Raw genomic sequence first — 22,024 nt, 5'->3', positions numbered from 1 at the left:
TTTGAAAACCTGAAATCAGTGCCACGGGTCGACGCGGGCAACGCGATGAACGCCTATCGTGACCCCTCATCCCCGTACAAGGAAACGACGATGGCATGGCATACCAGCGGCTCTGTGCTGACAGCGGTAAACCCCACCAATACCTGGTGGAACACAGTCTACGGCCCGGGCAACATTGTTCCCGTTTCAGGCATCTACGTCTGCCTCGGCTGCAGACGCGAGATCACGAGCAATCAGAACGACCCCTTCCCGCCCCAGTCGCATCATCAGCACTCCACCCAGCAGGGCAGCATCCGCTGGAAACTCAATGTACGCACGAACACCGACGGCGCCTGATGTAAAACAGGGGACGGAGGGGATTAAGTCGTTTTTGCCACATTGCGAATTGGCAAGGCAAAAACGACTTAATCCCCTCCGTCCCCTTTTGCATGACGCTGGAAAGCGGCAGGCGTGGTGCCCACCATGCTGCGGAAGAACGCAATGAATGGGCTTTCCGCGGAGAAGCCGATGTCCTGCGCAACATGTGCGACGCGATGACCCAGCAGCAGGAGCTCCATGGCCCGCATCAGCCGCCATTGCTGGCGCCAGGCCTGGTAGCCCATGCCGGTATCGCGTTGCATCAGCCGGCCGACGGTACGCACGCTCAGGCCCGCACGCGCGGCCAACTCGTCCAGTTCGGGCGGCAGCTGTCCGGCCAGCGGCAGGCAACGTGCGATCCGCGGATCGCGCGGTAAAGGCAGATCCATCGGCGCCACCGGTGCAGCGGCGATTTCCAGCACGCACAACGCCAGTTGATGGTGCGCGCGCGGCGACTGCCAGTCATGGTCGAACGGTGCCTGCGCGATCGGCTCCAGCAGAGCCTGCAGCAGGGGACCGACGCCGATGATCACAGGCTGCTGCGGAAGCTGTGCCGACAATGCGGCATCGAAATACAAGGAACGGTAGTCCACGGTCTGGCGCATCTGTGCCCGATGACGCAGCCCGCCGGGAATCCACGCCGCGCGCGAGGGCGGCAGCAGGCTGATGCGGTCACCGAAGGTCAGACGCGTGCAGCCCCGCCGCGTGTACAGCAACTGCGCCCGCGCGTGCTGGTGCCAACCCGAATCATGATCGGCCAGCGACGACGCGATGCCCAGCACCGGTGCGCTCCAGGCGTCGGCATCGAAGTGTGCATCCGGCTGCAGCCAGGCCATGTCCGATTTCATCCACTTCCTGACCGGATCGACAGAGTACGCCAGTACGCCAGCCACCACAATGCGCGGCCCTGTTTGCGGAGCGCCCGCATGTCGCGTCGCCTGTTGTTGCTCACCATCGCGCTGCTGATGTTCCCCCAGCTCGCGCAGACCCTGTATAGCCCTGCCCTGGCTGATCTCGCCGGGCGCTTCGCACTGCCACCCGGCGCCGCCAGCCAGGCCATGAGCCTGTACCTGTTCGGTTTTGCCATCGGTGTCCTGCTATGGGGGCGGCTGGCCGACCATATCGGCCGTCGCCCTGCCCTGCTCTGCGGCCTGGCCGTGTTCGCACTGGCGGCCTGCAGCGGCCTGCTGGCCAGCACATTCGGCCAGGTCCTGCTGGCACAGGCACTGGCCGCACTGGGTGCGGCAGCGGCCTCGGTGGTAACCCAGACCGTACTGCGCGACCACCTGGAGGGACCGGCGTTGGCGCAGGCGTTCTCGTGGATCGGCATGGCGTTGGCCTTGAGCCCGGCGATCGGGCTGGCACTGGGTGTGCTGCTGGTGGACAGCCATGGCTATGCCGGCGTGCAGGCCGGCCTGCTGCTGATTGTCATCCTGCTGATGCTCGGATGCGCATCCGGCCTGCAGGAGAGCCGCCCTGCCGAAGTCGTGCACACGCCACTGCTGCCACTGCTGCGGCAACTGCTGCGTGATCGCTGGATCTGGTCACAGGCACTGCTGGTGATGGCGTTCAACGTAGCCATGTACAGCTGGTACGCGCTGGGCCCGTTCGTGTTCGAACGCCTGCACTGGCCGCTGGCCTGGTTCGGCGCCAGCGGCGCGGTGCTTGCACTGGGTTCGGCGCTGGGTGCCTGGGGCAATGGTCGCCTGCTGCGCGCGGGCGTTGCTTCCGTCACGCGTATCCGGCTCGCCGCAGGGCTGGTCCTGGCCGGTGGCCTGTTGGCTGGATTGCTGCGCAATCAACCAGCACTGGTCGCGGCGATGGTGCCGGTGGTGGCCGGTTTCGGCCTGGCCATCCCCAATGTGCTGGGCCAGGCCCTGCGCGGATACCCGCACTGCCTGGGCAGTGCGGGCGCCTTGTTCGGACTGCTCTACTACCTGTTGATCGGCGTAGCGATGGCCGTGGTCGGTGCACTGCAACTGCTGGCACCGACACTCATCGTGTGCGGCCTGCTTGCACTGTGGCTGCAGCGGCCGGCCCTGCTCAACGCCGGCTCAGGGTGAACGCCGTGCCGTCCACCCCCAGATCCCAGCCCTTGCCGGTGCCGGACAGGGCCAGTGAGATATCGCCCTTGGTCATCACCTGCGCATTGCTGGACTTCACCGCGCCCGCATGCGCGCCAACCGATGCATAAGTGCCCAGCAGCTCGTTGACGCTCACGGCGCCGGTGAAGCTGCCACGCCCGTTGGTGATCTTCGACTTGCCCACGGTCAGGCCACCGCCCTTCATCTGGATGCGCACCGGCATGCTGGCGCCATTGCTGCAGGAGACCGTGCCATTGCCGGATGCGGTCTTGTAGATCAGCGACCAACCGGACAGGTTGTAGCGCAGCTCGCAATCGAGATTGCCGGCAGCGTGCGCGGCCGGGGCCAACGATGCGGCGGACAGGGCCAGCAGCAGGGCGAAGGACGTGTTCATGGCAGGACTTCCAGTTCGGTCGGACTGGCCGCGAATCTAGCAGCGCGCGCGTGCAGGTTGGATGCAGGCGCGCGCCCTGGTGCGGCAACGTTCAGGCCGTCGTTCAGGCCTGTTCGTCCAGGTGGAAGGCATCGGCATCAAGCATGGCCGGGAAGCGCGCGCGGTGCGCGGCCAAGGCTTCGGCCGAGATGGTGGTGGTGACCACCTGTTCGCGTTCGCGGATCTCCACCTGCGGCTGGCCAAGGAAATCGATCACCGCGCTGTCGCCGGCGTAGTGCAGCTGGTTGCCGTCCACGCCGATGCGGTTGACCGCCGCCACGAAGCACAGGTTCTCGATCGCCCGTGCGCGCAACAGGGTCTTCCACGCGTAGGCGCGTGCCGACGGCCAATTGGCGACGAAAACCTGCAGGTCGAAATCCATCTGCCCTGCCCGCTCCACGTTGTAGCGGTTGCGGCAGAACACCGGGAAACGCAGGTCGTAGCAGACCTGCGGATTGATCCGCCAGCCTTTCCATTCCACGCTCAGGCGCTCACGGCCGGCGGCATAGCGTTCGTGTTCACCGCCGTAGCGGAACAGGTGGCGCTTGTCGTAGTACTGCAGGTTGCCATCGGGCGTGGCGAACAGCAGGCGGTTGTAGACGCCTTCGCCATCACGCAACTGCACGCTGCCGATCACTGCCGCGTTCAAGGCCTTGGCCTGTTCGCGCACCCAGGCCACGGTCGGCCCATCCATGCCTTCGGCCTGGGCGATGGCTTCGTTGGAGAAGCCACTGGTGAAGGTCTCCGGCAGGATCACCAGGTCGGTGGTGCCGGCCAGCGGTGCCAGCAGCGCGCCGTAGTAGGTGCGGTTGCCGGCCGGGTCGTGCCAACGGGTGTCGCCCTGGACGAGGGAAATGCGCAGGTCCTGCATGTCCACGCCTCCGCTCACAGCAGGCGCAGGCGTTCGATCGCCGCGTCCATGGTCGCTTCATTCTTGGCAAAGCACAGGCGCACCAGGCGTTGGCCGGCCGGCGGATTCTCGTAGAACGGCGACAGCGGGATGGCAGTGACGCCCTTCTCGATGGTCAGCCACTTCACGAATTCGTGGTCGGGCAGATCGCTGATGGCCGAGTAGTCGACCAGTTGGAAATAGCCGCCCGGCACCGGCAGCGCCTTCAGGCGGGTACTGGCCAGCTGCTCGCGGAAACGGTCGCGCTTGGCCTGGTAGAACGCGCCCAGCTCCAGATGGTGTTCCGGCTCGTCGCGGATCATCGCGGCGAAACCGTACTGCGCCGGGCCGAAGCTGGTGAAGGTGTTGTACTGGTGCACCTTGCGGAACTCGGCGGTCAGCGCCGGCGGGGCGATCGCATAACCGATCTTCCAGCCGGTGCAGTGGTAGGTCTTGCCGAAGCTGGAGATGACGAACGCGCGCTCGCGCAGTTCCGGGTAGCGCAGCGCCGATTCATGGCGGCGGCCGTCGTAGATGATGTGTTCGTACACCTCATCGGAGATCAGGTAGATCTGCGTGCCGCGCAGCAGTTCGGCCAGCGCCTGCATGTCCTGGGCCGACAGCATCGCACCGGACGGGTTGTGCGGGGTGTTGACGATCAGCATGCGGGTACGCGGGGTGATCGCCGCACGCACGCGGTCCCAATCGACCGCGAACGTCTGCGGGTCCAGCGAAACGTGCACGGCCCTGGCACCGGCCAGGTCGATCGCCGGCTCGTAGCAGTCGTAGGCCGGGTCGAGCACGATCACTTCCTCGCCCGCACGCACCACGGCGTGGATGGCATTGAAGATGGCCTCGGTGCCGCCGCTGGTGACGGTGATCTCGCTGTCCGCATCGACCTGCGCGCCGTAGCAATCCAGCGCCTTCTGCGCGATGGCCTGGCGCAGCGGCGCCACGCCGGTCATCGGCGGGTACTGGTTCAGGCCGGCGGCCATCGCCCTGGTGGTTTCGTCGATCAGGCGCTGCGGCGCGGAAAAGTCCGGAAAACCCTGGCCCAGGTTGACCGCGCCGTGTTCGGCGGCGAGCTGGGACATCACGGTGAAGATCGTGGTACCGACCTTGGGCAGCTTGGTGTTGGGTTGCATCGGCCTGGGATATGGGGAGACAGGCCACTGAGTTTACGCAATCCCTGCTTCGGTAGTGCCGGCCGCTGGCCGGCAACCCCGGGACGATCTGCGACGCTTGGTCGCGCCTGCCGGCCAGCGGCCGGCACTACCCTGTGAATTCACCGCTACAATTGCCGCCGCACTCCGGCATGAAGACCCCTGGCCCTTGAACACCCCTGCATTGCTGGCCGCCAGCGGCCTGAGCTTCTCCCGCAATGACGAGCCGGTGTTCGGCCCGCTGGATTTCCATGTGGACGCCGGCGAAGCCCTGCTGGTGCAGGGCGGCAACGGCGCCGGCAAGACCACCCTGCTGCGCGTGCTGGCCGGCCTGGCCCGGCCCGGCGCCGGCCAGGTGCGGATCGACGGCAAGCCGGCCAGCAATGCCGAGCGTGCACGCTATGTGGCCTACCTCAGCCACCTGCCGGCCCTGAAGCCGGACCTGGATACGCTGGAGAACCTGCACTTCCTGTGTGGCCTGCACGGTCGCCGTGCGCGGCAGATGCCGGGTAACGCGCTGGCCATCGTCGGCCTGGCCGGCTTCGAGGACACCCTGGTACGCCACCTGTCGGCCGGGCAGAAGCGCCGGCTGGCACTGGCGCGCATCTGGCTGTCGCCGGCGCCGCTGTGGCTGCTCGACGAACCCTACGCCAACCTCGACCTGGAGGGCATCACCCTGGTCAACCGGATGATTTCCGCGCACCTGCGCGCCGGTGGCGCGGCACTGGTCACCACCCACGGCGCCTATGCCGCACCGCCGGTGCGTACCCGCCAGCTCGACCTCGGCGGTGCCGCATGATCGCGCCGGGCACCGAACCGGGCCTGTGGCAGACCGCGGGCGCGCTGCTCAAGCGCGACGTGCGCCTGCTCTGGCGCCGTCGCGGCGATGCGCTGCAGCCGCTGCTGTTCGCGGTGCTGGTGGTGGTGCTGTTCGCGCTGGCCCAAGGCCGCGAGCCGCAACTTCTCGCCGCCACCGCAGGCGCGGTGCTGTGGCTTGCGGTGCTGCTGGCCGGCCAGCTGTCGCTGGATTCGCTGTTCCGCTCCGATGCCGAAGACGGCTCGCTGGAACAATGGCTGCTGGCGCCGGTGCCGCTGGCCTGGCTGGTGCTGGTGCGCGTGCTGCTGCACTGGGCCACCACTGCCCTGCCGCTGATCATCGTCAGCCCGTTGCTGGCCGAAATGCTGCATCTGCCGCATGACCAGCTGCCGATGTTGCTGGCATCGTTGCTGCTGGGAACGCCGTTGCTGAGCCTGATCGGTGGCGTGGTCGCCGCGCTGACCGTAGGCATCCGACGCTCTGGTATTCTCGTGGCGTTGCTGTCGCTGCCGCTGTACGTGCCGGTGCTGGTGTTCGGCGCGGGCAGCCTGGCGGCAGCCGGACGCGGACAGGATCCGGTCGGTGCGCTGCTGATGCTGGGCGCCGGCCTGCTGGTCGCGCTGGTGCTGGCGCCGTTGGCCACCGCCGCTGCAATACGCATTTCTCTGAGTTGACCGAGCTGAGAGCCAATCCACCCCTGCTGGATAGCCGCCACGCATGAATCCGATTGTCCGCTGGTTCCACCAACTCGGTTCGCCCCCCACGTTCGACCGTTTCGCTGCCCGCTGGTCGCGGGTCTTCTACCTCGCGGCGGTGCCGGTGCTGCTGGTCGGCATGTGGCAGGCGCTGCTGGTGGTGCCACCGGAAGCCAAGCAGCTGGACAGCTTCCGCATCCTCTACATCCACGTGCCCAGTGCCTGGATGAGCCTGTTCGTATTCGCGCTGATGGCGCTGTATGCGGCCATTGCGCTGATCTGGCGGATCAAGGTCTGCGAGATCCTGGCCATGGCCTGCGCGCCGATGGGTGCCGGGTTCACCCTGATCACCCTGCTGACCGGCAGCATCTGGGGCAAGGGCACGTGGGGCACCTGGTGGGACTGGGACCCGCGCATGACCAGTGAACTGGTGCTGCTGTTCCTGTACCTGGGCGTGATCGGCCTGTACCACGCCATCGAGGACCGCCGCAGCGCCGCGCGCGCGGCCGGCCTGCTGGCCATCGTCGGCGTCAGCCTGCTGCCGGTGATCCGCTATTCGGTGGACTGGTGGGGCGGCCTGCATCAGCGCCAGTCGATCAACGTATTCGGTGAATCGGCGATCAGCAGCGCGATGATCGCGCCGCTGTGGTGGATGGTGATCGGCACCAAGTTCTGGTTCGCCGGTTCGGTGCTGGCCAAGGCCCGCGCCGACAATCTCGACCGCGAGGCCGGCAAGGCCTGGGTCGGTGGCCGGGTCGATGCCGCACGCGCGGCCGGGGAGGCCCGATCATGACCCACCTGCCCTATGTGATCGGCGCCTACGCCGTGTTCGTGCTGGTGCTCGGCGCCGATGCCATCGGTTCGTGGCTGCGCCTGCGCGTGGCGCGCCGCTTGGCACTGGCCCGCCAGCAACGGCAGCAGACCCGCGCCGGCAGGCAGGACGCAGCGGCATCGCTGCCGACGGAGCTGGAACGATGACGCCCGTACAACGCCGCCGCCTGGTGTGGGTGCTGCTGGCCCTGCTCGCCTCCGGCCTGGCCACCGCGCTGGTGGCGATGGCGCTGGAGCGCAACATCGCCTACCTGTACACGCCTGCCGAAGTACTGCGCGGCGATGTCGATGCACAATCGCGCTTCCGCCTGGGCGGCATGGTGGTGAAAGGCTCCTTCAACCGACCGGTAGGCTCGCTGGAGGCACGCTTTGAAGTCACCGACGGCGACGCGCAACTGGCAGTGACCACGTCGCGGATCCTGCCGGACATGTTCGCCGAAGGTACCGCGGTGGTCGCCAGTGGCCGCCTGCTGGACGGTGTCTTCGTCGCCGACGAAGTGCTGGCCAAGCACGATGAAAAATACGTGCCGAAGGAAGTGGCCGACAAGATGGGCGATGCCCATCGCAAGCACGACGTGCCGGTGACGGCACCCGAGGTGCGCTGAGTGCTGCCCGAACTGGGTCAGATCCTGCTGTTGTGTGCGTTGCTGGCCTCGCTGCTGCAGGCCGGCCTGCCGCTGGTCGGCGCGCAGCGCAACAACACGGCGTGGATGGCGGTGGCACGGCCGGCGGCCTTCGCGCAGCTGCTGCTGCTCGCCGGTGCGTTCGCGGCGCTCACCGTCGCGTTCGTGCAGCAGGACTTCTCGGTGCGCTACGTGGCCGAGAACTCCAATTCGCTGCTGCCGATGATCTACCGCTATTCGGCGGTATGGGGTGCGCATGAAGGCTCGCTGCTGATGTGGGCGCTGGTGCTGGCGCTGTGGACCGGCGCGGTGGCGCTGTTCTCACGGCACCTTCCAGCGCAGGTGCAGGCGCGCGTGCTGGCGGTGATGGGCATCGTCAGCGTCGGCTTCCTCGCCTTCCTGATCTTCACTTCCAACCCGTTCCTGCGCCTGAACCCGGCGCCGCTGGAAGGGCGCGATCTCAATCCACTGCTGCAGGATCCGGGGTTGATCATCCATCCGCCGATGCTCTACATCGGTTACGTGGGCTTTGCGGTGCCGTTCGCGTTCGCGGTGGCCGCGCTGCTGGAAGGTCGCGTGGATGCGCGCTGGCTGCGCTGGACGCGGCCCTGGACCAACGTCGCCTGGGGCTTCCTGACCCTGGGCATCGCCCTGGGCAGCTGGTGGGCCTACTACGAGCTGGGCTGGGGTGGCTGGTGGTTCTGGGACCCGGTGGAGAACGCCAGCTTCATGCCATGGCTGGTCGGTGCGGCACTGATCCATTCGCAGGCCGTCACTGAAAAGCGCGGCACTTTCGGCAGCTGGACCCTGCTGCTGGCGATCGCCGCCTTCGCGCTGTCGTTGCTGGGCACCTTCCTGGTGCGCTCCGGTGTGCTGACCAGCGTGCATTCGTTCGCCGCCGATCCGTCGCGCGGCCTGTTCATCCTGGTGTTCCTGTCGGTGCTGGTCGGCGGCAGCCTGCTGCTGTACGCGCTGCGCGCCAGCCAGCTCAGCGTGGACGCCGACGATCCGCGCCGTGGCTTCACCGCCACCTCGCGCGAGACCCTGCTGCTGGCCAACAACCTGCTGCTGGCCACCGCCTGTGCGATGGTGCTGCTCGGCACGCTGTATCCGTTGCTGGCCGATGCGCTGTCGCTGGGCAAGATCTCGGTCGGCCCGCCCTACTTCGGCAGCCTGTTCCTGCTGCTGATGGCCCCGATGGTGCTGCTGTTGCCGTTCGGCCCGCTGGTGAAGTGGCAGCGCGACCAACCTTCACGTGCATTCGCGCTGCTGGCGCCATGGCTGGGGCTTGCAGTGCTGCTGGGCGCGCTGGCCTGGTGGAAGGCGCCGCAGAACGGCTGGAAGGCAGGCCTTGGCGTCGCCGCGGCGGCCTGGGTTGGAATCGGCACTGCGCGCTTCGTCTGGCAGCGCCTGCGCGGCAACGGCCGCTTCACCGCCGAAATGCTCGGCATGATCGTCGCCCACACCGGCATCGCCGTGTTCCTGGCTGGCGCGCTGCTGGTGGAAGCCTTGAACGTGCAGCGCGAAGTGGCGCTGGCGCCGGGCCAGCAGCTGGTGGTCGGTCGCTACGAAGTACGCTTCGAAGGCGTGGACCATCGCGAAGGGCCGAATTTCATCGCCGATCGAGGCCATCTGCGGGTGTTCCGCGACGGCCGCGAGCAGGCCCTGCTGCACCCGGAGAAGCGCCAGTACGCCAGCGGCGGCCAGGTGATGACCGAGGCCGGCATCGATGCACGCTTCGACGGTGATGTCTACGTGGCATTGGGCGAGCCGCTGGGCAACAATGCGTGGGCGGTACGGGTGCACATCAAGCCGTTCGTGCGCTGGATCTGGCTGGGCGCGCTGCTGATGGCCCTGGGCGGATTCATCACCGCCGCCGACCGCCGTTTCCGTCGTCCGTAGGAGTTCCCATGTCCGAGTCCCCCGCCCCGCGCCCTTCCCGCCCGCTGCCGCCGGTAGCCATCGTGATCGGCGTGCTGTTCTTCTTCGGCCTGCTTGGGCTGATGATCTACGGGGTGATGAAATCGGGTGATCCGCAGCGTGACGTGCTGCCCTCGGCGCTGATCGACAAGCCGGCGCCAGCGTTCGCGCTGCCGGTGCTGCACGACCCGGAAATGATCGTGCACAGCGACGAACTGCGCGGCGCGCCCTACCTGTTGAACGTGTGGGGCAGCTGGTGCGCGGCCTGCCGCGAGGAACACCCGGTGCTGACCCGCTTCGCCGAGAGCAAGCGCGTGCGCGTGATCGGCTACAACTGGAAGGACGACCCCACCGACGCGCTGCACTGGCTGGAACAGCTGGGCAATCCGTTCATGGTGGTGCTCAGCGATGTCGAAGGCCGCACGGCGATCGACTGGGGCGTGACCGCTGCACCGGAAACCTTCCTGGTAGACGGCAGTGGCATCGTGCGCTGGAAATACAGCGGCGCGATGACCCAGCGCGTGGTCGACGAGAAGCTGATCCCGGCGCTGGAAAAGATCGAAAAGGCCCAGGGCAATGCCGGCAACACCCTGCACACGGCGCCCTGAGCCCATGCGCTGGCTGCTGGTGCTGCTGTTCCTGATGCTGCCGCTGGCCGTGGTGGCACAGCAGCCGCTGCATGATCCGCAGCCGCTGCAGTTCCGCGATGGCGCCGAAGAACGCCGCTTCCACGACCTGGCCGCGCAGCTGCGCTGCGTGCAGTGCCAGAACCAGTCGCTGGCCGATTCCAACGCACAGATCGCCCAGGACCTGCGCCGCGAGGTGCTGCAGCTGATGCAGCAGGGCCACGACGATGCGCAGATCAAGCAGTTCCTGGTCGCGCGCTACGGTGAGTTCGTGCTCTATCAGCCACCGTTGCAGCCGGGCACCTGGCTGCTGTGGGGCGGTCCCCTGCTGATGCTCGGCGCCGGCGCACTGGTGGTACTGGGCATTGTCCGCCGCCGTGGCCGTACCGTTGGCGCAGCACCGGCCGGCAAGGCCGAAGAAGGAGACGGATGGTGAGCCATTGGCTGCCGCTGCTGGCCGGGCTGGTTGCTGCGCTGATGGCAGCGCTGGTGCTGTGGCCGTTGCGCCACCACGGTCGTCGTGGTTTCGCGGTGGGCGTGATTGCGCTCGGCGTGGCCGGCGCCTGCCTTTACCTTCTGGTCGGTGATCCACGTGCTGCGCAGGTGCAGCCGCCGCCGTCGGTGGCCACCCTGCGCGATGGCGTGCAGGCCCTGCAGGATGCGTTGAAGCGTGACCCACAGCGGGCCGATGGCTGGACCCTGCTGGGTCGTTCGCAGGCCGAACTGGGCAATACCTCAGCTGCGGCGGACGCGTTCGCGCGTGCCGCAGCATTGGCACCGGATGATCCGGGCGTACTGGTGGAAGCCGCACAGGCACGTGCGCAGGCCGATGCCGGCAAGCAGTTCGATGACACCGCAATGGCATGGCTGCAGCAGGCGCGCACGCTGGCACCCGATGCCGAGCGCACCAGCTGGCTGCTGGGCATCGCCCTGCGCCAGCGGGGCCGGAATGCCGAAGCCGCCGACGTCTGGAGCAGCCTGCTGCCGCGACTGGAGCCGGGTGCCGCGCAGGCACTGCAGGCGCAGATCGCCATCGCCCGCGAAGCCGCAGGCCAGACGCCAGGTACTGCCCCTGCGGCGGCGGCACTGCTGCAGGTACGCGTGCAGCTGCCTGCAATGAAGGCGAACGAGTGGCCAGCCAGCACCCAGGTGTTCGTGCTGGCCCGCGCCGTGGGTGGACCGCCGATGCCGGTGGCCGCTCGCAAGCTGCCGCTGGCCGGCTTCCCGGCCACGGTCGGGCTGGGCGACGGTGACAGTCCGATGCCAACCGCACCGCTGTCGGCACATCGCGAGGTGGAAGTGCTGGCACGCATCTCGCGTACCGGTAGCGCCAACCGCAGCGAGGGCGACCTGCAGAGCGTGCCGGTGAAGGTGAGCCTGCCGCATGACGGCCTGGTGGAGCTGCGGTTCCCGTAAATCCCGTGCCGCTGCGCTCGCCGGGCATGGCCCGGCGGATGCATGCGTACCCACCACCGGTAGTGCCGGCCGCTGGCCGGCAAACGACGCGCTTGCCGGCCAGCGGCCGGCACTACCGTTGTCTGCCCCGCTAGAATGCCCGCATGACTGAATTCATCCCGCCCGGCAGCCGCTTCCACGCCCTGCCCTCGCCCTTCCCGTTCAAGCGCGGCGGCGCCCTGCACGGCGCGCGCGTGGCCTATGAAACCTGGGGAACACTGGCGGCCGACGCAGGCAACGCGATCCTGATCGTGACCGGCCTTTCGCCGGATGCGCACGCAGCGGCCAACGACGCCGATCCGGCGCCGGGCTGGTGGGAAGGCATGGTTGGTCCCGGCAAGCCGATCGATACCGACCGCTGGTTCGTGGTCTGCGTGAACTCGCTGGGCAGCTGCAAAGGCTCCACCGGCCCCGCTTCGCTCAATCCGACCACAGGCGAACCGTATCGCCTCGACTTCCCCGAGCTGTCGATCGAAGACGGCGCGCGCGCCGCGATCGAAGTCGTGCGTGCCCTGGGCATCGAACAGCTGGCCTGCGTGGTCGGCAATTCGATGGGCGGCATGACCGCACTGGCCGTGCTGATGCTGCACCCGGGCATCGCGCGCAGCCACGTCAACATTTCCGGCAGTGCGCAGGCGCTTCCCTTCTCGATCGCGATCCGTTCGCTGCAGCGCGAGGCGATCCGTCTTGATCCGCGCTGGAACGGTGGCCACTACGACGATGCCGAATACCCCGAGTCCGGCATGCGCATGGCGCGCAAGTTGGGCGTGATCACCTACCGCTCCGCCCTGGAATGGGATGGCCGCTTCGGCCGTGTGCGGCTGGATTCGGACCAGACCGATGACGATCCGTTCGGCCTGGAATTCCAGGTGGAAAGCTATCTGGAAGGCCACGCACGGCGCTTCGTGCGTTTCTTCGATCCCAACTGCTATCTGTACCTCAGCCGCTCGATGGACTGGTTCGACCTGGCTGAGTATGCCGACGGCGACGTGCTGGCCGGGCTGGCGAAGATCCGGGTGCAGAAGGCGCTGGCGATCGGCGCCAACACCGACATCCTGTTCCCGGTGCAGCAGCAGCAACAGGTCGCCGACGGCCTGCGTGCCGGCGGCGCCGATGCGCGCTTCATCGGCCTGGAGTCGCCGCAGGGCCACGATGCCTTCCTCGTCGATTTCGAGCGTTTCGGCCCGGCCGTGCGCGGCTTCCTCGACGCGCTGTAAGTGGCATGGCGGCGTAATCTCGCGCTGGCCGCGTTCGGCGCGTTGGTCGCGCTGATGATCAGCGGCGTGCTGCCACTGTGGCTGGGTGGTTGGTGCCTGCTGGCCAGCGCGGTGTCGTTCGGCCTGTACGGCCACGACAAGCGTGCGGCGCAGCGAAAGCAGTCGCGCATTCCCGAGCGCACATTGCAGTTGCTGGCCTTTGCCGGCGGTTGGCCTGGCGCGCTGCTGGGCCAGGCGATGTTCCGCCACAAGCACCGCAAAGCCGCGTTCCAGTGGGTGTTCTGGCTGTGCGTGCTGGCCAACGTGGCCTCGATCGCGGTGATGCTGCGCGAGTTCTCGCGGTAACCGTTCGAACGGGTAGTGCCGGCCGCTGGCCGGCAATCACGTATCGGTGTGAAGCCCATGAGGTTGCCGGCCAGCGGCCGGCACTACCATTCACGTTTCCCGCGCCAGGACGCCGTCACGCAGGCGGTACTGCGCATCGACCACGCCTTCGGGCAGGTCGTCGTGGGTGATCATCAACAGGCTGCGCCCGTCCAGCAACCCGGAAAGGTCCTGCAGCAACGCACGTGCGGTATCCACATCCAGGCCTTCGGTCGGTTCGTCCAGCAGCAGGATCGGCGCATTGCGCAGCAGCGCACGCGCCAGCGCCAGACGTCGTGCCTGGCCGGCCGACATCGTCGCGCCGTTCTCGCCCACCCAGGTCTGCAGGCCGCCGTTGCGCTCGGCCCATTCGCCCAGGCGCACGCGACGCAGCACCGCCCACAACGCTGCGTCGCTGGCATCGGGATCACCCAATCGCAGGTTCTCGGCCACACTGCCGGCAAACACCGGCGCGTTCTGCGGCAGCCACGCCAGTTGCCGGTGCCAGTCGGCCTGGGCGAAATCACGCAGATCGCGGCCACCGTAGGTCAGCCGTCCCTGCTGCGGATCCCATAGCCGCAACAGCAGGCTCGACAGCGTGGTCTTGCCGCTGCCGCTGTCGCCGCGAATCGCGATGCGCTCGCCCGGCGCCAGGGTCAGCTGCAGGCCGGACAACACCGGCCGCGCTGCACCCGGCCACTGGAAATGCACGTCATCCCAATGCACGCGCGCGGCCTGCGGCACCGCCTGCGGCGCCTGCGGATCCTCCACCGTCGGCGGTTGCTCGACGATGGCCTGCAGGCGATCGGCGGCGATGCGCCCGGACTGCAGCGACTGCCAGGCCAGGCCCATGCCCGCCCACAGTTCGATCAGTGCCACGGTAAGGAACACCAGGCCCGCCGCCATTTCCGGCGGAATGCGCTGCTGTTCGGCCGCATGCAGGGCCAGTGCCAGCATCGCCACCAGCCCCAGCCCGGCGACCAGGCCATGCAGGGTCGAGGCCGCGATCAGGCGCCAGCGCCGACGGCGATCCCGAGAAGCCAGCTGCTTGGCGGCCACGCGCACCTTCAACTGCCACGCTGCATCGGCGTGCAACGCGGCCAGGTCACCCGCGCCTTCCAGTCCTTCGAAGGCCGCGGTACGCAGGGCAGCGCGATGCGCGGCACGGTCCGCCTCTTCATCGTCGTGGCCACGCACGCCCAGCCACGGCACGCCGAAGGCGATCAGCAAGGCGAGCACCGCCAGCAGCACCGCCGCCGCCGGCAGGATCAGCGCCGCCGATACAACCGCCACCAGCGTCAGCGCACCCAATGCCACCAGCGGCCCGATCGCACGCACCAGCAGGCCATCCACCTCATTGATGTCACCCAGCAGGCGTGCCAGCAGTTCGCCGGTACGCGTGGCACCCAACCGCGCCGGTGCGAGTGGCAGCGCGCGGCGGAAGAACCACACGCGCAGATCGCGGGCGATGCGCAGCGTGGCATCGTGACCGACCAGCTTTTCGAAATAGCGCGACACGATGCGCGCCATGGTCAAGCCGCGGATACCCGCCGATGGCGAGAAGAAATTGAATCCCTGCCCCAGGCCCGCCGCACCGGCCAGCGCGGCTGCAGTGAGGAAACCACCGGACAGGCCCAGCAGTGCGGTGCCTGCCAGCATCGTGGTCCACAGCAGCAGCACGGTCAGCAACAGGCGCGGACGATGGCGGAGGAACACGGCGCGCAGCGAATCGGGCGAACGGCTCATGCGCGCACCGCCTGTGACGGTTCCACCAGGCGGCCTTCCGGCAACAGCAGGCAGCGGTCGGCCCAGGCGATCACCGCCGGGCTGTGGGTGGCGACCACCACGCTGCGCCCGCGGGCATAGGCGGCCAGGCTGCGCAGCAGCGCGGCTTCGGTATCGGCATCGAGGAACGCAGTGGGTTCGTCCAGCAGCAGCACCTGCGGGTCGCGCAGCAGCAGGCGGGCCAGGCCGATGCGGCGTGCTTCACCACCGGACAGACCGAAGCCGCGCTCACCGATCACAGTATCCAGTCCCTGCGGCAGGCGCTGCGCGAACTGCAGCACCTGCGAGGCCTCGGCCACTGCGCGCAACCGCGCATCGCTGGCACCGGGATCGGCCAGGCGCAGGTTGTCGGCAATGCTGCCGTGGAACAGGTACGGGCGCTGGCTGGCATAGGCCACCTGCACACCAGGACGCAGCTGCAGTTTGCCGGCGCGCGGCGGCAGCCAGCCGGCCAGCGCTTCCAGCAGCGTGCTTTTGCCGGACCCGCTGGGGCCGACCAGGGCCAGACGCTGGCCCGGTTCCAGCAGCACATCCAGATCCTGCAGCACATCGTGCGGCGCGCCCAACGGACGAAGAACCAGATCCTGTGCCTGCAGCGGCGGCAATGCAGCTTCGGCCGGTTCCGCCACCAGCGGTGCGATCTCGTTCTCGATCAGGCCCTGCTCCTCGGGCAGAGACTGCAGCAGGCGTTCCACCTCGGCCGCCGCTGCCAGTGCATTGGCGCGGTCGTGGTAGTGCGCGGCCAGGCGCCGCAGCGGCGCGTAGAACTCCGGTGCCAGCAGCAGGCAGAACAGGCCCGCGCCCAACGTCGGCACGGTCGCATGCAGCGACATCATGCCCAGGTAGCTCAGGCCCAGGTACAACGCGACCATTGCCACGCTCACCGAGGCGAAGAATTCCAGCACCGTGGACGACAGGAAGGCGATGCGCAGCACCTTCAGGGTGCGCACGCGCACCCCTTCGGCGGCGGCCTCGATCCCTTCCAGTTCGGCCTCGCCGCGGCCATACAGGCGCAGCAGGCCCAGGCCCTTGATGCGGTCGGCGAAGTGGCCGCTCATCCGCGCCAGCTCGCCCAGCTGCGCACGGCCGGCCGCTTCCGCGCCCCAGCCCACCAGCATCATGAAGAACGGCACCAGCGGTGCGGTGAACAGCAGGATCAGCGCCACCACCCAGTCCACCCAGGCCACTGCGGCCAGGATCAGCAGTGGCACCACCACCACTTCGGTGCGCACCGGCAGGAAGCCACTGTAATAGCTCTCGATCGCATCGCCGTGATGCAGCATCAGTTCGCCCAGCTCACCGGTGCGGCGTTGCCGCAGCCACAGCGGGCCATGCCCGAGCAGTCGCGCGAACACGCGCTCGCGCAGGGCCAGCCGCGCGGCATCGGCCACATCACCGGCAGCCGCCTGGGTGGCACTGCCCAGCAACGTGCGCACGACCAGGATCGCCGCCAGCCCACCCAGCACCGGCAGGCCCGATGCCAACGGCGCGCGCTCTACCAGCACCTGCTGCACCAGCCAGGCAATGGCGGCAGCCTGGCCGATCAGCAGCGCTCCGGACAGGCTGATGCACAGCGCCGCCAGGCGCTGGCGGCCTCGAGCGGCGCGCGCCAGATCAGCCAGCCAGGCCGCGCGTACGCGCCGCTGGCGGGCGGTTTCAGCTTCCGGGGAAAGGCCGTCAGGGGTCGTTTCGGCAGCGCTCAAGGGGTCTTCACGGGCATCGGGGGAGACACGGCATTGTAGGCGCAGGCAACAGCCGGCCTCTGCGGCCAGCGGTCGCAGTCTTCATCAGGTTGGCATACGATCAACCGGGGCACCTGTTCATACATTGATCTGGATCAAGGCTGTTTGAAGTAGTCGGTCACATCATTCACGTCGTAGACCACCCTTCCCGCCACCTGCAACGGCACTATCCAACGAGGTAGCCAGGCCATGATTGATCAGACAGTCGTAGAACTGTCGCGGCTGCAATTCGCGCTGACCGCGATGTACCACTTCCTATTCGTACCGCTCACCCTCGGCCTGTCCTTCATGGTGGCCATCATGGAGAGCGTGTACGTGATGACCGGCAAGGAGATCTGGCGCAGGATGACCCTGTTCTGGGGCGTCCTGTTCGGCATCAACTTCGCCATGGGTGTTGCCACCGGCATCGTCATGGAATTCCAGTTCGGCATGAACTGGTCCTACTACAGCCACTACGTGGGTGACATCTTCGGTGCGCCGCTGGCGATCGAAGGCCTGATGGCATTCTTCCTGGAAGCCACCTTCGTCGGCCTGTTCTTCTTCGGCTGGAACCGCCTGAGCAAGGTCAAGCACCTCATGGTGACCTGGCTGATGGCGCTGGGTACCAACCTGTCGGCGATCTGGATCCTGATCGCCAACGGCTGGATGCAGAACCCGACCGGTGCGGTGTTCAACCCGGAAACCATGCGCATGGAAGTCGTCGACTTCATGGCCGTGGTGTTCAATCCGGTGGCACAGGCCAAGTTCGTGCATACCGTCAGTGCCGGCTACGTGACCGGTGCGGTGTTCGTGATGGCGATCAGTGCCCTGTTCCTGCTGCGCAACAAGCACAAGGACCTGGCCCGTCGTTCGTTCGCGGTGGCGGCTGCGTTCGGCCTGCTGTCCTCGCTGTCGGTGGTGGTGCTGGGTGACGAGAGCGGTTACGCCGCCAGCGAACACCAGAAGATGAAGCTGGCCGCGATCGAAGCGATGTGGGAAACCGAGCGTGCACCGGCCGACTTCACCGCCTTCGGCATCCCGAACCAGGAAACCCACCAGAACGACTACGCGGTGAAGATCCCGTACCTGATGGGCCTGATCGCCACCCGTTCGTTGAACCAGCCGATTCCGGGCATCCTGGAACTGGTCGAGCGCGCCGAACACCGCGTGCGCGGCGGCCAGCTGGCCTACGGTGCATTGGAACGCCTGCGCGCCAACAAGAACGACGTTGAAGCACGCGAGATGTTCGACCGCCACTGGCAGGACCTGGGCCACGGCCTGCTGCTCAAGCGCTACCGCGACGACATCCTCAACGCCACCCCGCAGGAAATCTCGCAGGCGGCGATGGACACCGTGCCGCGCGTGATGCCGCTGTTCTGGACCTTCCGCGTGATGGCCGGTCTCGGCTTCTACCTGATCGCGTTCTTCGCGCTGGCCTTCTACTACTCCTGCCGCAACAACTTCCAGGACAAGCGCTGGTTCCTGCGCCTGGCCCTGTGGACGCTGCCGGCGCCGTGGATCGCGATCGAGTGCGGCTGGTTCGTGGCCGAGTACGGTCGCCAGCCGTGGGCGGTGGATGGCGTGCTGCCGACCTTCTATGCGGCATCGGGCCTGGCCCTGCACGAAATCGTGCTGACCCTGGCCGGCTTCACCGCGATCTACACCGCGCTGATCGTGGTCGAGATCAAGCTGATCCTCAAGGCGATCCGCAAGGGTCCGGACGAGGTGCTGCCGTCGCTGCAGTCCCCCCAGCCGCATGCTTCCCACAATGCCTCGGCGCCGGCCGCCGGCCAGGCCTGAGGCAGGAGAACCAAGATGGATTTCATTCTTCTGGACTACACCACGCTGCGCGTGATCTGGTGGCTGCTGCTCGGCATCCTGCTGATCGGTTTCGCCGTGATGGACGGTTTCGACCTGGGCGTGGGCACCCTGCTGCCCTTCGTTGCCCGCAATGACGCCGAGCGCCGGCTGGTGATCAACACCATCGGCCCGGTCTGGGAAGGCAACCAGGTGTGGCTGGTGCTCGGTGGCGGTGCGATCTTCGCCGCCTGGCCGCCGCTGTATGCGGTCAGCTTCTCCGGCTTCTACCTGGCGATGTTCGTGATCCTGTTCGCCCTGATCCTGCGTCCGGTCGGCTTCAAGTTCCGCAGCAAGATGCCGAGCGAGCGCTGGCGCAACACCTGGGACTGGGCGCTGTTCATCGGCGGCTTCATCCCGGCGCTGATCATGGGCGTGGCGGTGGGCAACGTACTGCTGGGCGTGCCGTTCCACTTCGATGACAGCATGCGCATCTTCTACACCGGCTCGTTCTTCGGCCTGCTGATGCCCTTCGCACTGTTGGCCGGCCTGCTCAGCGTGTCCATGCTGGTCGCCCACGGTGCCGCCATGCTGGTACTGAAGACCGACGGCCCGGTGGCCGAACGTGCAGCCCGCTTTGGCAGCATCGCTGCGATCATCGCCTTCGTGCTGTTCGCCGTGGGCGGCGCATGGGTGGCCTTCGGCCTGCCGGGGTACCAGATCACCTCGCAGGTGGTTACAGATGGCGCCACCAATCCGCTGCTGAAGACCGCCGAACTCGGCGCCGCCGGTGGCTGGATGCGCAACTACAGCACGATGCCGGCCACGATCCTGGCCCCACTGCTCGGCCTGGCGGGCCTGCTGGCCAGTGCGGTGCTGCTGCGTGCCCGTCGTGGTGGCCTGGCCTTCATCGCCTCCGGTGCGGCCATCGCCGGCATCATCCTGACCGTCGGCTTCGCCATCTTCCCGTTCCTGCTGCCGTCCTCGAGCCAGCCCACCTCCAGCCTGACCGTGTGGGACGCCTCGTCCAGCCACCTGACCCTGTGGATCATGCTGCTGGCCACGGCGGTGTTCCTGCCGATCATCATCGGTTACACCACCTGGGTGTACCGCGTGCTGAAGGGCAAGACCACCACCGAAGAGATGGGCAACAACCCCAACGCGTATTGATTGCTTGCACGTGTGCCGGCCAACGGCCGGCACCTACCCGGAATGAAGGAGACTGATCATGTGGTATTTCGCCTGGATTCTCGGTGCCGGCCTCGCCTCGACGGTGGCCATCCTCAACGGCATGTGGTTCGAAGCCCGCGAGCAGAACCGCATCGAGAAGGAAAATCGTCGCTGAGCTGTAAAAAAGCCTTGCCGCCTTGGCCTTCACACGGTATCTTAGGCGGCTCCTTCGGGGTGTAGCTCAGTCTGGTAGAGCGCTACGTTCGGGACGTAGAGGTCGCAGGTTCGAATCCTGTCTCCCCGACCACTCACGTGGCCGCATTGAAGCCTGGTGAAGTCGTCCAGGCTTTTTTGTTCCCTGAAGTGGCACTGCTTCGGCAGTGTGAAGAAAACAGCATTCTCCCCTTGCCGCCATCGGGGTGAATCGCTAGAATAGGCGGCTCCCTTCGGGGTGTAGCTCAGTCTGGTAGAGCGCTACGTTCGGGACGTAGAGGTCGCAGGTTCGAATCCTGTCTCCCCGACCACTTCGGTGGTCACCAAGAAGCCTGGAAGACATCACTGTCCTCCGGGTTTTTTTGTACCAAGTGCCAGGCCGCCCGCATGACGGGACCTTGCCGGAGCGCACACGTACAATGGCCGCGCTGCCGGCCCATCTGCAGCCACTCCCCCACCTGCCGCTTCGGCGTAGACCGATGCCGGCGCTGCATGCCATCGCCCCGGCGTGCGACACCTGCAAGGACCACCGATGAGTTCCTCCACTTCCGATTCGCCGTCGCTGCTGCACGGGCGCGTGCTGGCTTTCGCCGCCATCCTGCTGGCAGCGGTCAACCTGCGCACTGCGGTCACCTCGATCACCCCGCTGCTGGACGTGCTCGGCCAGCAGTTCGGCTTCGGTACCACCATGACCGGCGTGCTGGGCATGCTGCCGACCGCCTCGTTCGCGCTGTTCGGCGTGGCCACGCCGGCACTGGCGCGGCGCCTGGGCCTGGAACGCACCACCCTGCTGGCGATGGTGATGGCGATGGCCGGCCTGCTTCTGCGCTCCAGCGCCGGCAACGTCGGCACGCTGCTGCTCGGTTCGGTGGTGGCGCTGGCCGGCATGGGCATCGGCAACGTGGTGGTGCCGCCGCTGGTGAAGCGCTATTTCGCCAACAAGGTCGGCACCATGAGCACGCTGTACATCAGCGTGCTGCAGCTGGGCACGATGCTGCCGGCACTGCTGGCGGTACCAGTGGCCAATGCTGCGGGCTGGCGCGTGTCGCTGGGCATGTGGGCGCTGCTGGCGCTCGCCGCCGCACTGCCGTGGCTGCTGCTGGCCAGGCGCGCGCCGAAGCCACTGGCCGACGCCACCGACCCCACCGCACAACCGCACGGCAAGGTCTGGCGCACGTCGCTGGGCTGGAGCATGACGCTGATGTTCGGCATGACCTCGCTGATGACCTATTCGATGTTCACCTGGCTGCCGCGCATCGTGGTCGAGGCCGGGGGCACGCCCGCGTTCGGCGGCGTGATGGTGGCCGTGTTCTCGGCACTGGGCCTGCTGCCGTCGCTGGTCATCCCATCGATGGCGGTGCGCCTGCAGAACCCGTTCCCGCTGGTGCTGATCGGTTTCTTCTCGTTCGTGATCGCCTTCACCGGCCTGCTGCTGGCACCGATGAAGGCCCCGCTGCTGTGGGCCTGCCTGCTCGGCGTCGGTCCGTCCACCTTCCCGCTGGCGCTGACCCTGATCAACCTGCGCACGCGCACCCCCACCGGCTCGGCGGCGCTGTCCGGCTTCATGCAGGGCGTGGGCTACAGCTTCAGCTGCCTGGGGCCGTTCCTGGTCGGCTGGCTGCACACGGTCAGCGACGGCTGGACACTCCCGTTCAGCTTCCTGTTCGGCTGCGCCACCCTGATGCTGTGCGCCTCCTGGGTGGCCTGCAAGCCACGCAAGCTGGAAGACCTCTGGTAAGCCGTTGAGGGGCCGCGCGCCGGCCCCGCCTGCCGCTGGTCAGCCATTCCAGGAAAATTGACGCCGGACTGACAATTCCGGGCGGATAGTGCCCACGAATGCCCATCCTTGCCGCGTGCCGGCATTG

General features: G+C 67.4%; 23 protein-coding genes and 2 tRNA genes. 19 read left to right on the top strand and 6 right to left on the bottom strand.

The genetic code is table 11. The annotated features are described in order from the left end of the window. Nucleotides 1-45 precede the first annotated feature (45 nt). The gene (locus tag AC5P57_RS09675) at nt 46-336 is read left to right on the top strand and encodes a protein L (RefSeq protein ID WP_495219558.1); all 291 of its coding nucleotides are present in this window, start codon (nt 46-48) and stop codon (nt 334-336) included. 68 nt (nt 337-404) lie between these two features. Here the strand turns inward: AC5P57_RS09675 and AC5P57_RS09670 are convergent, their stop codons facing one another. Further along, nucleotides 405-1,205 (bottom strand): AraC family transcriptional regulator, encoded by an 801-nt coding sequence (locus AC5P57_RS09670; RefSeq protein ID WP_239503741.1) that lies wholly within the window; start codon nt 1,203-1,205, stop codon nt 405-407. Between the two features lie 78 nt (nt 1,206-1,283). On the opposite strand from AC5P57_RS09670, the gene AC5P57_RS09665 reads away from it, so the two are divergent. Further along, nucleotides 1,284-2,420 carry an MFS transporter gene (locus AC5P57_RS09665; RefSeq protein ID WP_099551837.1) on the top strand — a complete coding sequence of 379 codons (1,137 nt, stop codon included), beginning with the start codon at nt 1,284-1,286 and terminating at the stop codon, nt 2,418-2,420. Here AC5P57_RS09665 and AC5P57_RS09660 read toward each other — a convergent pair. The 3 genes from AC5P57_RS09660 to AC5P57_RS09650 all read right to left on the bottom strand — a co-directional run bounded on the left by AC5P57_RS09660 (nt 2,401) and on the right by AC5P57_RS09650 (nt 4,908). Beyond that, a complete protein-coding gene (locus AC5P57_RS09660; protein WP_262234826.1) occupies nt 2,401-2,835 on the bottom strand; it encodes a hypothetical protein in 435 nt (144 codons plus the stop codon). The genes AC5P57_RS09665 and AC5P57_RS09660 overlap by 20 nt on opposite strands. A 103-nt stretch (nt 2,836-2,938) precedes the next feature. Then, on the bottom strand, nt 2,939-3,745 hold the full coding sequence (locus AC5P57_RS09655) for an amidohydrolase (protein ID WP_099551839.1): 807 nt from the start codon (nt 3,743-3,745) through the stop codon (nt 2,939-2,941). A 14-nt stretch (nt 3,746-3,759) separates the two neighbouring features. Then, nucleotides 3,760-4,908 carry a pyridoxal phosphate-dependent aminotransferase gene (locus AC5P57_RS09650; protein ID WP_262234825.1) on the bottom strand — a complete coding sequence of 383 codons (1,149 nt, stop codon included), beginning with the start codon at nt 4,906-4,908 and terminating at the stop codon, nt 3,760-3,762. Between the two features lie 55 nt (nt 4,909-4,963). Between AC5P57_RS09650 and ccmA the strand changes: the two genes are divergently transcribed. The 11 genes from ccmA to AC5P57_RS09595 all read left to right on the top strand — a co-directional run bounded on the left by ccmA (nt 4,964) and on the right by AC5P57_RS09595 (nt 13,455). Next, entirely contained in the window at nt 4,964-5,725 is a 762-nt protein-coding gene (ccmA, locus tag AC5P57_RS09645) for a heme ABC exporter ATP-binding protein CcmA (protein ID WP_430542859.1), read from the top strand. Then, the gene (ccmB, locus tag AC5P57_RS09640; RefSeq protein ID WP_142806386.1) at nt 5,722-6,417 is read left to right on the top strand and encodes a heme exporter protein CcmB; all 696 of its coding nucleotides are present in this window, start codon (nt 5,722-5,724) and stop codon (nt 6,415-6,417) included. The genes ccmA and ccmB overlap by 4 nt, the downstream gene beginning before the upstream one ends. 43 nt (nt 6,418-6,460) lie before the next feature. Further along, nucleotides 6,461-7,231, top strand: a complete 771-nt coding sequence (ccmC, locus tag AC5P57_RS09635) for a heme ABC transporter permease CcmC (protein WP_142806387.1) — start codon at nt 6,461-6,463, stop codon at nt 7,229-7,231. Beyond that, a complete protein-coding gene (locus tag AC5P57_RS09630; protein ID WP_099551844.1) occupies nt 7,228-7,416 on the top strand; it encodes a heme exporter protein CcmD in 189 nt (62 codons plus the stop codon). Before ccmC ends, AC5P57_RS09630 begins: the two co-directional genes overlap by 4 nt. Next, nucleotides 7,413-7,874: a cytochrome c maturation protein CcmE gene (gene ccmE, locus AC5P57_RS09625; RefSeq protein ID WP_262234824.1), complete on the top strand. Its 462-nt coding sequence runs from the start codon at nt 7,413-7,415 to the stop codon at nt 7,872-7,874. The genes AC5P57_RS09630 and ccmE overlap by 4 nt, the downstream gene beginning before the upstream one ends. Further along, a complete protein-coding gene (locus AC5P57_RS09620) occupies nt 7,875-9,794 on the top strand; it encodes a heme lyase CcmF/NrfE family subunit (protein ID WP_262234823.1) in 1,920 nt (639 codons plus the stop codon). It abuts the gene before it with no gap. An 8-nt stretch (nt 9,795-9,802) separates the two neighbouring features. Then, nucleotides 9,803-10,420: a DsbE family thiol:disulfide interchange protein gene (locus AC5P57_RS09615; RefSeq protein ID WP_099551847.1), complete on the top strand. Its 618-nt coding sequence runs from the start codon at nt 9,803-9,805 to the stop codon at nt 10,418-10,420. A 4-nt stretch (nt 10,421-10,424) separates the two neighbouring features. Continuing rightward, nucleotides 10,425-10,874 (top strand): cytochrome c-type biogenesis protein, encoded by a 450-nt coding sequence (locus tag AC5P57_RS09610; RefSeq protein WP_142806391.1) that lies wholly within the window; start codon nt 10,425-10,427, stop codon nt 10,872-10,874. Next, the gene (locus AC5P57_RS09605) at nt 10,868-11,854 is read left to right on the top strand and encodes a tetratricopeptide repeat protein (protein ID WP_142806392.1); all 987 of its coding nucleotides are present in this window, start codon (nt 10,868-10,870) and stop codon (nt 11,852-11,854) included. Before AC5P57_RS09610 ends, AC5P57_RS09605 begins: the two co-directional genes overlap by 7 nt. A gap of 143 nt (nt 11,855-11,997) precedes the next feature. Continuing rightward, nucleotides 11,998-13,110 (top strand): homoserine O-acetyltransferase MetX, encoded by a 1,113-nt coding sequence (gene metX, locus AC5P57_RS09600; protein WP_099551850.1) that lies wholly within the window; start codon nt 11,998-12,000, stop codon nt 13,108-13,110. Next, nucleotides 13,111-13,455 (top strand): DUF1294 domain-containing protein, encoded by a 345-nt coding sequence (locus AC5P57_RS09595; protein WP_142806394.1) that lies wholly within the window; start codon nt 13,111-13,113, stop codon nt 13,453-13,455. Nucleotides 13,456-13,545: 90 nt separating this feature from the next. Here AC5P57_RS09595 and cydC read toward each other — a convergent pair whose 3' ends face one another. Next, nucleotides 13,546-15,219: a thiol reductant ABC exporter subunit CydC gene (cydC, locus tag AC5P57_RS09590; RefSeq protein WP_099551852.1), complete on the bottom strand. Its 1,674-nt coding sequence runs from the start codon at nt 15,217-15,219 to the stop codon at nt 13,546-13,548. After that, nucleotides 15,216-16,961, bottom strand: coding sequence for a thiol reductant ABC exporter subunit CydD (gene cydD, locus AC5P57_RS09585; RefSeq protein WP_262234822.1), 1,746 nt, complete (start codon nt 16,959-16,961; stop codon nt 15,216-15,218). The genes cydC and cydD overlap by 4 nt, the downstream gene beginning before the upstream one ends. Before the next feature lie 228 nt (nt 16,962-17,189). Here cydD and AC5P57_RS09580 point away from each other — a divergent pair, with 228 nt between their 5' ends. From AC5P57_RS09580 to AC5P57_RS09555, 6 genes are all read left to right on the top strand, one after another. Continuing rightward, entirely contained in the window at nt 17,190-18,779 is a 1,590-nt protein-coding gene (locus tag AC5P57_RS09580) for a cytochrome ubiquinol oxidase subunit I (protein WP_262234821.1), read from the top strand. 15 nt (nt 18,780-18,794) lie between these two features. Beyond that, nucleotides 18,795-19,946: a cytochrome d ubiquinol oxidase subunit II gene (gene cydB, locus AC5P57_RS09575; RefSeq protein ID WP_099551854.1), complete on the top strand. Its 1,152-nt coding sequence runs from the start codon at nt 18,795-18,797 to the stop codon at nt 19,944-19,946. A gap of 58 nt (nt 19,947-20,004) precedes the next feature. Further along, on the top strand, nt 20,005-20,121 hold the full coding sequence (gene cydX, locus AC5P57_RS09570) for a cytochrome bd-I oxidase subunit CydX (RefSeq protein WP_005410354.1): 117 nt from the start codon (nt 20,005-20,007) through the stop codon (nt 20,119-20,121). A gap of 55 nt (nt 20,122-20,176) precedes the next feature. Next, nucleotides 20,177-20,253, top strand: a tRNA-Pro gene (locus tag AC5P57_RS09565). 140 nt (nt 20,254-20,393) lie between these two features. Further along, a tRNA-Pro gene (locus AC5P57_RS09560) sits at nt 20,394-20,470 on the top strand. 221 nt (nt 20,471-20,691) lie between these two features. After that, a complete protein-coding gene (locus AC5P57_RS09555; protein WP_099551855.1) occupies nt 20,692-21,897 on the top strand; it encodes a CynX/NimT family MFS transporter in 1,206 nt (401 codons plus the stop codon). Nucleotides 21,898-22,024 lie beyond the last annotated feature (127 nt).

This window comes from Stenotrophomonas sp. YJH_SMC_79, from assembly GCF_059367995.1.
The sequence above is the reverse complement of the archived record's forward strand: the minus strand, read 5'-3'. Positions and strand labels throughout refer to the sequence as shown.

Coding starts and splice junctions, on each gene's coding strand:
- AC5P57_RS09675 (WP_495219558.1), top strand. CDS start 46: ATGAACGCCTATCGTGACCCCTCATCCCCGTACAAGGAAACGACGATG.
- AC5P57_RS09670 (WP_239503741.1), bottom strand. CDS start 1,205: ATGAAATCGGACATGGCCTGGCTGCAGCCGGATGCACACTTCGATGCC.
- AC5P57_RS09665 (WP_099551837.1), top strand. CDS start 1,284: ATGTCGCGTCGCCTGTTGTTGCTCACCATCGCGCTGCTGATGTTCCCC.
- AC5P57_RS09660 (WP_262234826.1), bottom strand. CDS start 2,835: ATGAACACGTCCTTCGCCCTGCTGCTGGCCCTGTCCGCCGCATCGTTG.
- AC5P57_RS09655 (WP_099551839.1), bottom strand. CDS start 3,745: ATGCAGGACCTGCGCATTTCCCTCGTCCAGGGCGACACCCGTTGGCAC.
- AC5P57_RS09650 (WP_262234825.1), bottom strand. CDS start 4,908: ATGCAACCCAACACCAAGCTGCCCAAGGTCGGTACCACGATCTTCACC.
- ccmB (WP_142806386.1), top strand. CDS start 5,722: ATGATCGCGCCGGGCACCGAACCGGGCCTGTGGCAGACCGCGGGCGCG.
- ccmC (WP_142806387.1), top strand. CDS start 6,461: ATGAATCCGATTGTCCGCTGGTTCCACCAACTCGGTTCGCCCCCCACG.
- AC5P57_RS09630 (WP_099551844.1), top strand. CDS start 7,228: ATGACCCACCTGCCCTATGTGATCGGCGCCTACGCCGTGTTCGTGCTG.
- ccmE (WP_262234824.1), top strand. CDS start 7,413: ATGACGCCCGTACAACGCCGCCGCCTGGTGTGGGTGCTGCTGGCCCTG.
- AC5P57_RS09615 (WP_099551847.1), top strand. CDS start 9,803: ATGTCCGAGTCCCCCGCCCCGCGCCCTTCCCGCCCGCTGCCGCCGGTA.
- AC5P57_RS09610 (WP_142806391.1), top strand. CDS start 10,425: ATGCGCTGGCTGCTGGTGCTGCTGTTCCTGATGCTGCCGCTGGCCGTG.
- AC5P57_RS09605 (WP_142806392.1), top strand. CDS start 10,868: ATGGTGAGCCATTGGCTGCCGCTGCTGGCCGGGCTGGTTGCTGCGCTG.
- metX (WP_099551850.1), top strand. CDS start 11,998: ATGACTGAATTCATCCCGCCCGGCAGCCGCTTCCACGCCCTGCCCTCG.
- cydC (WP_099551852.1), bottom strand. CDS start 15,219: ATGAGCCGTTCGCCCGATTCGCTGCGCGCCGTGTTCCTCCGCCATCGT.
- AC5P57_RS09580 (WP_262234821.1), top strand. CDS start 17,190: ATGATTGATCAGACAGTCGTAGAACTGTCGCGGCTGCAATTCGCGCTG.
- cydB (WP_099551854.1), top strand. CDS start 18,795: ATGGATTTCATTCTTCTGGACTACACCACGCTGCGCGTGATCTGGTGG.
- cydX (WP_005410354.1), top strand. CDS start 20,005: ATGTGGTATTTCGCCTGGATTCTCGGTGCCGGCCTCGCCTCGACGGTG.
- AC5P57_RS09555 (WP_099551855.1), top strand. CDS start 20,692: ATGAGTTCCTCCACTTCCGATTCGCCGTCGCTGCTGCACGGGCGCGTG.